Origin of the sequence: Mycolicibacterium chubuense (genome assembly GCF_001044255.1) — a bacterium.
Lineage (GTDB): Bacteria > Actinomycetota > Actinomycetes > Mycobacteriales > Mycobacteriaceae > Mycobacterium > Mycobacterium chubuense.
Window position 1 is genome coordinate 165,494 of the sequence record NZ_JYNX01000037.1, and the last position, 11,059, is coordinate 176,552.

Here is an 11,059-nt window from a genome sequence, read left to right on the forward strand (position 1 = left end):
TCGGTCAATTGCGCGGTTGCGCGTCGATCAGCGCGGTGAACGCCCCTTCCAGCAGAGCCTGCAGATCACCCGGTTTCGCATGCGCCAGCGTGGTCGCGCCCACGACACTTCGCATCAGGAGCACACCGGAGATCACCGACAGGATGACGTCCCCCCGAAGGTGTGCCCCGGGGCCTCGGAGTTGCCGGGCCAGTCGTCGCCCGACATGGCGTTCGATGGCGTCGCGCACGATCTCGGTGGCCCGCGGGTTCGACAGTGAACGCAGCATGATCAGAAACGGCTCGGGTGGATCGGCCCGCGGATCGGTATGGGCGACCAGCGCGGCGGCTACGTGGCGCGCCAGATCTGTGGCGTTCTCGGCGATGAAAACCGCTGGCGCAAAGGAGGTCTCGACTGCCTCGACGAACAGCTGCTCCTTCGACCCGAAGTAGCGGTTGACCAGCATCGCAGTGAAGCCGGCATCGGCGGCGATATCCCTCACGCCTGCGCCGTCATAGCCGGCCCGTGCGAAATGGCGAACGGCCGAGTGCAAGATCGCCTCGCGGGTGGACGCCGCATCACGGCGGCGCGGTGCGGTAGACGGCATACCTCACGGTAGTGGAATAAATCACGAGAAGTCTACATTTGTAGACATATGCAGATGGGATTGTCGAACAAGCGAGCACTGGTCACCGGATCGAGCACAGGTCTAGGCCGCGCCATCGCCGAGATGCTGGCCGCCGAGGGCGCTTCCGTGGTGGTGCACGGCCGCGACGAGCAGCGCACCCACCAGGTCGTGGACGGGATCCGGTTGGCCGGCGGTGACGCGGCCGGCGTGATCGGAGACATCGCGACCGCGGAAGGGGCCGCCGAGGTCGCCGGTGCCGCCGGTGCGGTGGACATTCTGGTCAACAACGCCGGTTACTACGACGGCCTACGGTGGACGCAGCTCGGTGCGGACGACTGGCTCGAGATCATGCGCGTCAACGTCATCTCCGGCGTTCGGATGATCGAGCACCTGGTGCCCGGCATGCGACGTCGGGGATGGGGTCGCGTCATCCAGATCGGCGGCGGCCTGGCCCTTCAGCCTGCGGCGGGACACCCCCATTACAGCGCCAGTCTCGCTGCGCGCCATAACGTGACCGTGTCCTTGGCCCGCGAGCTCGCCGGCACCGGCGTGACGGCCAACATCGTCGCCCCCGGGGCCATACGCACCGGCCCCACCGAGGAGATGGCTCGCCGGGCCGCGGCCGAGCATGGTTGGGGATCCCAGTGGAATGACATCGAGAAGGCCGCGTCGACCGCATGGTTCCCGAACGATGTCGGCAGATTCGGCAGACCCGAGGAAGTCGCTGCGGCCGTGACCTTCCTGGCCAGCACGCACGCCGACTACATCACCGGGGCCGACCTCCGCGTGGACGGCGGCGTCGTCCGCACCGTCTCGTGACTTCGTCCACCCCCACAGAAAAGGAAATCTCATGACAAACCCATCGAAAGTCATCTTGATCTCGGGTGCCTCCCGGGGCCTCGGCCGCCACCTCGTCGAGCGGGCGCTGGCCGCCGGCCACCGCGTCGTTGCCGGCGTCCGGTCGCCCTCCGCGCTCGCCGACCTGGTCGACCGGTATCCGGACCGCCTCGTCGTCGTGGAACTGGACGTCACCGACGCCGACCAGACCCGCGCCGCCGTCGGCTCCGCGGTAGAGCGATTCGGGCGACTCGACGTCCTGGTCAACAACGCCGGCTATGCGAATATGGCCCCGATCGAAGATGTCGACATCGACGACTTCACCGCCCAGATCGATACCAACTTCTTCGGCGTCGTGCGGCTGACCCGGGCCGCGATACCGGTCATGCGCGCCCAGGGGTCCGGTCACATCGTCCAGATCTCCTCGGTGGGAGGACGATTGACGCGCCCCGGCCTGGCCGCATACCAGTCAGCCAAGTGGGCCGTCACCGGATTCTCCGGCGTGCTGGCCGCCGAAGTCGCTCCGCTGGGCATCAAAGTCACCGTGCTCGAGCCGGGCGGCATGCGCACCGATTGGGCCGGTGCGTCGATGCGTGTCGACGAGGTGCGCGACGAGTACGCGAGCACGGTCGGCGCGGCGGCGCAGATGAGCAGATCCAGCAGCATCGGCGCCAGTGACCCCGCCAAGGTCGCCGATCTGGTGCTGCAGATCATCGACATGGTCGAGCCGCCGGCTCGGCTTCTGGTCGGGCCCGACGCCTACGACTACGCCACAGCGGCGGGGCGGGCCCTTCTCGCCGACGACGAGCGGTTCGAGGCACTGAGCAGATCGACCGTGGCCGACGATGCGACCGCAGCCCAGCTCGATCCGCTCAGCGTTACGTAGGACGAGAGGATCTCGGGGTCACTCCGTCGTGAGCTTCTGGGCGAGCATCACCAGGATGCCACTGGGACCCCGCAGATACGTCAACTTATAGAGGTCGCGGTAGGTCGCCACACCGCGCAACGGGTGGCACCCGTGCCGGGCGGCGATCGCCAAGGCTTCGTCGATATCGTCGACCGAGAAGGCGACGCGGTGCATGCCGATCTCGTTGGGCAGCGTGGGCTTGGAGGCGATCGCCTCGGGGTGGATGTACTCGAACAATTCGAGGCGGCCCTGACCGTCAGGCGTCTGCAGCATCGCGATCTTGGCGTGGTTGCCGTCCAGTCCTACCGCGGTGTCGGTCCACTCGCCGCGGACGGTGTCCCGGCCGACGACCTCCAGCCCCAGATCGGTGAAGAAGGAGATCGTCGCCTCCAGATCGGAGACCGCGATGCCGACGTTCTCGAATGTGATAGCCATCGACCCGGATGGTACCGACGCCGTGGGGGTGCTCGGCACTAGAGTGATCCGCCTGACGGGGAGAGGTGCCGCGTGCGAGGAGTTGTCTGGCTCGTCGCCGCGGCGCTGGCGCTGGTGGCGGCCTTCGTGGTGGTGCCTCCCCTGGCGGCCGGCGGTGGATACGTCACGATCGGCGACAACACGCCGCTCGCGACAGCGTTCGCGGACAATCTGGTGACGTCGTGGACCTGGCCCAGCGGTGCGATGACCTCCGGAATGACTGAGCTGATTGATCTTTGGCGCCGTTGGCACGCCACCAAAATCGTCATCTCGGGACTGTTCACGGTGGTGTCGGGCATGCTCGCCTTCCTCCTGTGGAGTCGTTTCCTGCGTGACGACGCCGGTGGTCGCCGGCGCCTCGGCTACGCGGGATGCGCGATGCCGGCGACGGTCCTGGCGCTGGGCGCCATCGTCGTCGTGGCGGCGAACATCCAGGCCACCGCGGCCCCCTTGTCTGCGTTGACGCCCCTCCTGCCTGCCGACCCGCCGCCCGGAGCGCTCCACGACGTCATGGCGCAGATCCGCAGTGGGCTCGTCGATGCGACTGGTACGTACGCGCAGCGACCCGCGCTGCTCACGCTCGTGGACAGCCAGCGCCGGTATCTGTCGGCGCTCGGGCTGACCGCCTCGGTTCTCGCAGTGATGTTCGCCGCGGCCGGCCTCCGTGCCGGGGCGGCGTGGCGCGCCACGGCGCCGGACAAGCGCCGTCGCCGACGCACCGCGCTGGGTTTCACGGTCGCTCTGGCGCTGTCGACCGCCGCCGCCGCGCTGGCTGCGGCCCTGACCTCAGCCACGGATCCGGCCGCCTCGCTGCTGGCGATCTTCACGACCGGATGATGCGGAAGCGCAGATGAGCCACGCCCGGCGCTTCGAGGACCCGCTCGAGTTCGAGTTCGGGTGTGCCGGCGTGGAATCCGTCGAAGAGCCGTTCGCCGGAGTCGAGGATCACTGGACTGATCTGCAGATCGATCTCGTCGACCAGACCCGCGGCGATGGCCTGGCGGGCACACGAGGCGCCGCCGGCGATCGAGATGTCCCTGCCCCCGGCGGCGGCTTCGGCTCGGGCGTACGCGGATTCGATGCCATCGGTGACGAAGTGGAAGGTCGTGCCGCCAGCCATCTCGACCGGCTCACGGGCATGGTGGGTCAGGACGAACACCGGGCAGTGGTACGGCGGCTCCTCACCCCACCATCCCGTCCAGCCGGAGTCCCCCCATTCGCCCCGGATGGGCCCGAACATGTTGCGCCCCATGATGGTCGCACCGATGCCGTCCATCATGTCGGAGACGACCTGTCGGTTGACGGGATGGTCCTTGTCGGGGCCCAGGTGCCAGCCGTGAAGACGCTCCCCACCGACGCCGAGCGGGTGGTCGCGGTCCTGGTGCGGCCCGGCGACGAAGCCGTCGGCGGAGAGGGACATCGACAGGTTGGTTCTGGGCACGGGGCCTCCGTTGCACTGGTTGGAATCGATCGAAGGTGAGACCGCGGGCAGCCGGTGAACTCATCGCTGTCGCTACAGAACGCTCAACACGAAGCCGCCCACCAGGCCGGCCGCCACGACCACCGCAGCGGTGGCGCAGGTGGCCCGCCGCCCGAAGCTCCGGGCCACCATGGCGATACCGGGCAGGCTGACGGCCGGCAGCGTGATGAGCAGAGCGCCCAGCACACCGGTGGAGACGCCGAGCAGCGCCAGCCCCTGCAGGATCGGGATCTCACCGGCCGTCGGGATCACCATCAGCGTGCCGACGACCGCCGCCAGCACGACGAGAAGCAGGCCCCGGTGGCCGGGATCCACGAGTTCGAGAAGCCATCCGCGGGCGGCGCCGATCACCAGCACCAGGACGAGGTATTCGGGCACCAGCACGACGCAGAGCCGCAGCAGCGCCCACGCGAAACGGACCACGGCCGGCGACTCAGGCACACCCTCCGCAGCCGGCTCAACGTCGGGCGGCTCGGAGATCGCCTCCCGGCGCGCGACGAATGCCACCAGCGCCGCTCCCCCGACGACCGTCCCGACCCCGACGANAGACGTGTGCTCTTCCGATCTGCGCCAGGAACACCAGCACGGCCGGGTTCAGCAGTGGGTTCCCCAGCCAAAACGCCACGGCGCCAGCGAGATTCACGCCCGAACGCCGCAGCGTGACGGCGACGGGAGCCGAGCAGCAGGCGCACATCATCGACGGGGTGCCGGCCACACCACCGACCGCCGCACTCGAGAGCGGCGACCGCCGGTTCATCACCCGTGACGGCCAGGTACGCGGCAGCAAGGCCTGGACGCAGGCGCTGAGCACCAGCGCGACCACCAACGCCGGCCAGATGGCGCCGAGGTAAGCAGAGAAGAACGTCGTCGCCGCGTGCCAACTGGGAGCATCTCCGGCCTGCACACCGCCCACGGCGAGGATGTCTTTGCCCGTCCACTCGTGTGTCCGCGCCGCGGCGAACGCCTTGCCCAGATACGGCTCCCACTTGGCCCAGATCAACCCGACTGCGGCCACCACGACCGTGACGACGACACCCGCCACGGTCGCTCGTCGGCTACGGGCCGACACCGGCGCAGCGCCGCGAGCAGTCACCATGGGATCCAGACAACCAGAACACCCGCGCCCGATCCTCGCCCAGCACCCCCGCGCCCGCCGAACTGCTACGTTCGCGGGCGAGACAACCGACGCTCGGTGTCCTTTCGACGAGCTTCTGGGGCGATGATGGGACGGATGGACGTGTTGGTGGTCGGCGGCGGCCCCGCCGGGACGGCGCTCGCCGGCGCGTGCGGACGGCTGGGGCTGTCCACTGGCCTGGTCGATGTCGCCCCTGACCGCCCCTGGACCGCGACGTACGGCATGTGGAGCCGCGAACTGCCCGCCGATCTGCCGGCCGACGTGGTGGCAGCACGCGCCGCCGGCCGGGTGACAGCGCTGACCGACCACCAGCTGGGCTGGGACTACGCCGTGCTGGACGTGCCCGCCCTGCAGCGCCACCTCACCGACGGGCTGACCGGCGTGACGGTTCGCGCTGGGCGCGTGGTCGGCGCCGCCGAGGCCGGTGCGATCACCCTGGCCGACGGGTCTGCGCTGAGTGCATCGGTCATCGTCGACGCGGGCGGCCAGGCGCGGCCGCTGAACGCCCGCCGTCAGCGGCGAACGCGCGCGGCTCAGACGGCTTACGGGGTGTTCGTCGACGAGGCCGTCGCCGCACCGCTGATCGGACCCGGCGAGGCCCTGTTCATGGACTGGCGGCAGGACCACGGCGAACCCGGCTGGCCCACGTTCCTCTACGTCGTCCCCCTCGGCGGCGGGCGGGTGCTGTTGGAGGAGACGTCGCTGGCCCGCCGGCCGGGTCTGCCCCTGTCCACCCTGCGCCGACGGCTCTACGCCCGGCTGGCGCATCACGGCATCACCGTGCCGGACGGCGTTCCGACCGAGAAGGTGGCGTTCCCGGTGGACCAGCCGCGGCACCGCGCGCGCGGTGTGCTGGGGTTCGGCGCCGCGGCGCCTCTGATCCACCCCGCGACCGGGTTCAGCCTGGCGGCGTCGCTGAAGCTGGCGCCGCAGGTGGCCGCCGCGTTCGCCGAGCACCTGCCCGACGGCCCGGACCGCGCGCTGGCGGCGGCGCGCAACACCGTGTGGCCGTTGCCTGCCCGGGTCGTGCACCACGTGCGGCGCGTCGGCTTGGAAGCGCTGCTGCGGATGCCCCCGGCCGACGTTCCGGGCTTCTTCGAACAGTTCTTCGCCCTCCCCGACTCCCACCGCTGGACGTACCTCACCGCCCGCGACGACGTACGCGGCACACTCGAGGCGATGACATGCCTGTTCCGCGCGTCGAACAGTCGGCTGCGCGGCCTCCTCGTCAAGCCGGCGCTGTTGCCACCCCTGCAGACCAACGACCGGGAGAGCTCACCCGCGTGAGTCGGCGGAGCCGTTAGCCTGACGCCATGACACCGTCCACCCGGGTGACCAGGCTGCCGGAGAAACAGCGCGACAGCCGCGCGGAGTTGTACGCACTGCTCGACAGCACGCCGCTGGCGACCATCGCCGTCATCCGCGACGGTCACCCCGCCATCTTCCCGACCGGATTCGCCCGTGTCGCAGACGAATTGGTGATCCACGGGTCGACGGGCTCACCGTGGCTGCGCGCACTCGCCGCGGGTGCCCCGGCGGCCGTCTCGGTCACCACCCTCGATGGCATCGTGGTGGCGCGCAGCGGTTTCGAGTCGTCGTTCCACTACCGCAGTGCCGTGCTGTTCGGCACCTTCAGCCCGGTCCCCGACGCCGACAAGGTGCGGTATCTCGAGACGCTGACCGATGCGTTCATCCCCGGCCGGGTGGCCGAATTGCGGCCCAGCACACGCAAAGAGATCGCGGCCACGGTGGCGCTGCGCCTGGGCATCGGCACCGACAACTGGTCACTGAAGGTCAGTGACGGTTGGCCGGAGGATCCGGACGAGGACGTGGCCAGCGGCGCGTGGGCCGGGGTGGTCCCGTTGACGGTCCGGGCGGGCGCGCCCCATCCGGCGCCCGATGTGCCCGCCGGGACTCCCGTGCCGGAGTCGGTGCGGGCGCTGGCGGCCAAGGACTGACCCGGCGGCCGCTCACCCGGCGCGGTTGAGCTGATCGAGCACCACGGTGGCGCGGAACCCGCACAGCACGAGGATGTGGATGAGGTAGAGCCACAGCGCCAGAGCCGTCACGGCACCGACGATCGGCAACCCGCCGAACGGCGCCGACCACGGGATCGGGATGGCCAGGAACAGGACGAATCCCTGCAGGAAACCCGCCAGGATCGAGCCGGTGCCGAAGGCACCCACCGCGAGCGCCCGCCACCCGATGCGGCCCGGACCGATCAATCCGAACACACCGAGCAGCGCGGTCGACACCGTGACCCAGACGATGTGGAAGGCGACGATCACGCCCCACACCGTCGACCACCCTCCACCGGCGTACAGCGGACCGACGTACGGCGCGGACAGCAGGACCGCGAGCACCAGGAACGGCGCGACCGCGGCCACGCCCAGCAGACCGGCCCGGCCGCGCCACCCGGTCAGCGTGTCGGGCGCCGCCGACATCTGCACGAACGCCCGCCGCAGCCCCTCGCCGTAGAGGCTCGCCGGGAACAGCACCACCAGCGCCTGCACCCACGACATCGACAGCGCCACCCGGGTCAGCGTCCGTAACGCCTCCGGCGTGCCGTGACCGCCGGGCAACCCGTCGATCCCGGCGTTCATCGCGGTGGTGACGGTGTCGTGCCCCACCAGCGCGCCGACGGCCCACAACGCCGCCAGGGCCAGCGGCACCAGACCGATGACCCCGAAGTAGGTCGCGCCCGCCGCCCACAGGGCGAGATCGCTGCCCGGGAACGTGGTCCGCACACCGGAGGCGAACTGGCGCAGCCGACTCACGGCATGTCCCCCGCCGTCCGGTGCGCGCGCTGGCAGGCTGGCCTCATGACATCCGACGACCCCGCGCGCGGCGCCGACGACGCCGGGTGGTCGCAGCTGCACGGTGGCGTGCAGCCGTCGCCGGTGGTGCGCGGCTGGCTGCGGATCGTGCGCGTGCTGTCGTCCGGCCCGATCGCCCGGATACCGCCGGACGTGCTGTCGGTGGCGGGTGTCGTGGCGCTGGCAGCGGCCTGGGCTGCGGTCGCGGGGCCCGGCTGGCCCGTCGCGGTCGTCCCGCTGGTGCTGCTCGCAGGCGTCCTCGACGGACTCGACGGTGCCGTGGCGCTGCGCACCGGACGCGCCCGCCCGCTCGGCGCGGTCGTCGACTCGGTCGCCGACCGGATCGGCGATCTGTGGCTCGGTGCCACGCTGTACGCCCTGGGCGCACCGACGGCATGGGTGCTGGCCGCGGTGACGCTGGTGCTGCTGCTGGAGTACCTGCGGGCCCGCGCCCAGGCGGTCGGGATGCCGGGCGTCGGATGCGTCACGGTCGCCGAGCGACCCACCCGCCTCATCGTCGTCGGGCTGGCCGCCGGCGGCGCGGCGGCGTTCCCGGCGGGCGTGCCGCCAGTGGGCTGGAGTTGGGCCGGCATGTTCACGATCGTGTGGACCGCTCTCGGATGCGTCGGATTGGCCCAGTTGCTGCGCGGGGTGCGGCGCTCGATGCCGGCGACGTTCCCGCCGGGCCGATGAGTCCCGCGACGATCTCGGCCGACATCAACACCAGCGGGATGCCGCCGCCCGGATGCGCCGACCCGCCGACGAGGAACAACCCCGGGATCGGGCTGCGGTTGGCCGGCCGGCGCAGCGCGGCGCGCGGTCCGTGTGACGCGGTGCCGTAGATCGCGCCGCCCGGTGCGCCGGTGCGGCGTTCCAGGTCTGCCGGCGTGATGATCTCGGCGAAGCGCAGCCGCGGCCGGACGTTCACGCCACGCTCGGCCAGCACGTCGAGCACCCGGTCGGCGTAGCGCGCGGCGACCCCGTCGGCATCCCAGTCGACCCCGCGCGCCGGGTCGTGCGCCGGTGCGTTCACCAGGACGAACCATCCCTCGGACTCGTCGTCGGGCCGCAGCGCCGGGTCGTCGGGGGCGTGCACGTACACGGTCGGGTCGACCACGGGGCGCGGATCGGGACCGAAGATGGCGTCGAACTCCGCGTCGTAGTCGTCGGGAAAATAGATCCGGTGCGCCGCGCCCGGTACGCGGCCCGACAGGCCGAGCAGCATCACGAACCCGGCCATCGACCGGGGCGCGCGGCGCAACGCACGGGTGATCCGCGCCGGCGTCCGATCGATCAGCCGCCCGTACAGCAGCGTCGCATCGGCGTCGCTGACCACCGCGTCCGCCGCGATCTCCCGATCCGCGCACCGCACCCCGCTCACCCGTCCCCCGGTCATCAGCAGACCGTCCACCGTTGTGCCCGTGCGGATCTCGACGCCCAGGTCCCAGCAGCGACGGGCCAGCGCGTCGACGATGCGGCGCAGACCGCCGGGCACGTACCACGCGCCGAACTCCTGCTCGACGAACGCGGTCACCGCGAGCACCGACGGTGTGCGACGCGGATCGGACCCCGAGTACGTGGCATAGCGATTGAGCCACATCCGCAGCCGCGGATCGGTGAACGCGCCGCGGCCCAGCCCGTCGATGGTGCGCCACGGCGCGACGGCCCGCAGATCGGCCGGCCGGATGCTCATCCGCGCCAGCTTTCTCAACGAAATCGGTTGCCGCAGAACGGGTTCGGCGACAAGATCCCACAGCCGGCGGGATCGTTCGTGCAGCCGGCGCCACGACTCCCCCGCGCCGGGGCCCAGCGCCGCGTCGATCGCGGCGGGTATCTGTGCGCCGTCGTGCGGCATCAGCATCTCGGTGCCGTCGGCGAACCGGTAGGCGCAGGCCGGATCGACCGGTGCCAGCGTCAGATCCGCCGGACCGCCGGTGTCGTCGAACAGGTCGGTGAGCAGGTCGGGAACCGTCAGCAGTGAGGGGCCGGTGTCGAACACGAAGCCCTCGCGCTCGACCACCCCGAGCTTGCCCCCCACCGTCGGCGCCGCCTCGCACACGGTCACGCGGTGCCCGAGCGCGGCCAGCCGGGCCGCGGCGGCCAGCCCCCCCAGACCCGCCCCGACGACGACCACGCGGGTCATACCGGCCGCCCCTTCCAGCGCAGGGTGCCGCGCCACCGCCCGGCCCACGACGACGCGAGCAGGCCCGTCAACGCCGCGATCGACAGCGGGTGCGCGGCAGCGTCGAGCAGGTCCCCCAGCCCCCCGCGGCGGCACCACCGCCGGGCCGCCACGCGGCCCACGACACCCGCGGCGTAGCCCAGCGCACCCACCCGCGAGCCGGTCAGCGCCGCGACCGCGGGGACGACGTACACGACGCACAGCGCCGTCCCGACCGCGACCGCGCCCACCGGTGAGCCGAACGCCGCCCACAGCGACTTGCGGTACCCCGAGCTGAGTTCGCGTCCCGTGGCGTACATCCGGCAGGTGGCGACCGCCGACCCGTCGGCGACGCCGGTCCGGCCGCCGGCCGCGCGCACCGCCCGCGCCAGGTTGATGTCGTCGAGCACCTCGCCGGCCACGGCCTGCCAGCCGCCGGCGCGGGCCAGTGCCGCCGCGTCGACCACGAGGAACTGCCCGTTGGCCACCGCCATCGACGGGCGGCGGGACCGCTCGGCACGGCGCACCGGCAGCGTGGTCAGCCAGGACCACGCCAGCAGCGGTTGCACCAGGCGCCCGAGCACCCCGACGGCGATCTGCCGCGGCCAGGCGCTGACGAGCGCCAACGAGCGCGGGCCGCGC

12 protein-coding genes and 1 pseudogene are annotated in these 11,059 nt (G+C 71.5%); 6 read left to right on the plus strand and 7 right to left on the minus strand.

What is annotated here, in order from left to right:
• Positions 1-4: 4 nt before the first annotated feature.
• Positions 5-586 (minus strand): TetR/AcrR family transcriptional regulator, encoded by a 582-nt coding sequence (locus MCHUDSM44219_RS15315; protein WP_048419091.1) that lies wholly within the window; start codon positions 584-586, stop codon positions 5-7.
• 54 nt (positions 587-640) lie between these two features.
• Here MCHUDSM44219_RS15315 and MCHUDSM44219_RS15320 point away from each other — a divergent pair, with 54 nt between their 5' ends.
• On the plus strand, positions 641-1,426 hold the full coding sequence (locus MCHUDSM44219_RS15320; protein WP_236695477.1) for an SDR family NAD(P)-dependent oxidoreductase: 786 nt from the start codon (positions 641-643) through the stop codon (positions 1,424-1,426).
• Positions 1,427-1,457: 31 nt separating this feature from the next.
• On the plus strand, positions 1,458-2,330 hold the full coding sequence (locus MCHUDSM44219_RS15325) for an SDR family NAD(P)-dependent oxidoreductase (RefSeq protein WP_048419093.1): 873 nt from the start codon (positions 1,458-1,460) through the stop codon (positions 2,328-2,330).
• Positions 2,331-2,348: 18 nt separating this feature from the next.
• On the opposite strand, the gene MCHUDSM44219_RS15330 is transcribed toward MCHUDSM44219_RS15325, so the two are convergent.
• Positions 2,349-2,786, minus strand: a complete 438-nt coding sequence (locus tag MCHUDSM44219_RS15330; RefSeq protein ID WP_048419094.1) for a VOC family protein — start codon at positions 2,784-2,786, stop codon at positions 2,349-2,351.
• A 72-nt stretch (positions 2,787-2,858) separates the two neighbouring features.
• On the opposite strand from MCHUDSM44219_RS15330, the gene MCHUDSM44219_RS28455 reads away from it, so the two are divergent.
• Entirely contained in the window at positions 2,859-3,662 is an 804-nt protein-coding gene (locus tag MCHUDSM44219_RS28455) for a hypothetical protein (protein ID WP_053081264.1), read from the plus strand.
• Here MCHUDSM44219_RS28455 and MCHUDSM44219_RS15340 read toward each other — a convergent pair.
• Together MCHUDSM44219_RS15340 and MCHUDSM44219_RS31065 are read right to left on the minus strand one after the other, a co-directional pair.
• Positions 3,649-4,266, minus strand: a complete 618-nt coding sequence (locus MCHUDSM44219_RS15340; protein ID WP_048419095.1) for a dihydrofolate reductase family protein — start codon at positions 4,264-4,266, stop codon at positions 3,649-3,651. The genes MCHUDSM44219_RS28455 and MCHUDSM44219_RS15340 overlap by 14 nt on opposite strands.
• 585 nt (positions 4,267-4,851) lie before the next feature.
• A pseudogene (locus MCHUDSM44219_RS31065) lies at positions 4,852-5,401 on the minus strand (permease); the annotation flags it as partial.
• Between the two features lie 135 nt (positions 5,402-5,536).
• On the opposite strand from MCHUDSM44219_RS31065, the gene MCHUDSM44219_RS15350 reads away from it, so the two are divergent.
• Together MCHUDSM44219_RS15350 and MCHUDSM44219_RS15355 are read left to right on the plus strand one after the other, a co-directional pair.
• Positions 5,537-6,727 carry a lycopene cyclase family protein gene (locus MCHUDSM44219_RS15350; RefSeq protein WP_236695478.1) on the plus strand — a complete coding sequence of 397 codons (1,191 nt, stop codon included), beginning with the start codon at positions 5,537-5,539 and terminating at the stop codon, positions 6,725-6,727.
• 26 nt (positions 6,728-6,753) lie between these two features.
• Positions 6,754-7,398: a pyridoxamine 5'-phosphate oxidase family protein gene (locus tag MCHUDSM44219_RS15355; protein WP_048419096.1), complete on the plus strand. Its 645-nt coding sequence runs from the start codon at positions 6,754-6,756 to the stop codon at positions 7,396-7,398.
• A 12-nt stretch (positions 7,399-7,410) separates the two neighbouring features.
• Here the strand turns inward: MCHUDSM44219_RS15355 and MCHUDSM44219_RS15360 are convergent, their stop codons facing one another.
• On the minus strand, positions 7,411-8,217 hold the full coding sequence (locus MCHUDSM44219_RS15360; RefSeq protein WP_053081267.1) for a YhjD/YihY/BrkB family envelope integrity protein: 807 nt from the start codon (positions 8,215-8,217) through the stop codon (positions 7,411-7,413).
• Between the two features lie 45 nt (positions 8,218-8,262).
• Between MCHUDSM44219_RS15360 and MCHUDSM44219_RS15365 the strand changes: the two genes are divergently transcribed.
• The gene (locus MCHUDSM44219_RS15365; protein WP_082162225.1) at positions 8,263-8,949 is read left to right on the plus strand and encodes a CDP-alcohol phosphatidyltransferase family protein; all 687 of its coding nucleotides are present in this window, start codon (positions 8,263-8,265) and stop codon (positions 8,947-8,949) included.
• On the opposite strand, the gene MCHUDSM44219_RS15370 is transcribed toward MCHUDSM44219_RS15365, so the two are convergent.
• Together MCHUDSM44219_RS15370 and MCHUDSM44219_RS15375 are read right to left on the minus strand one after the other, a co-directional pair.
• Entirely contained in the window at positions 8,852-10,399 is a 1,548-nt protein-coding gene (locus MCHUDSM44219_RS15370) for a phytoene desaturase family protein (RefSeq protein ID WP_082162231.1), read from the minus strand. The two genes, MCHUDSM44219_RS15365 and MCHUDSM44219_RS15370, sit on opposite strands and share 98 nt — an antisense overlap.
• Positions 10,396-11,059, minus strand: a 664-nt coding sequence (locus tag MCHUDSM44219_RS15375) for a glycosyltransferase family 2 protein (protein WP_048419128.1), incomplete at its 5' end; no start/stop codon positions are given. The genes MCHUDSM44219_RS15375 and MCHUDSM44219_RS15370, both read right to left, overlap by 4 nt.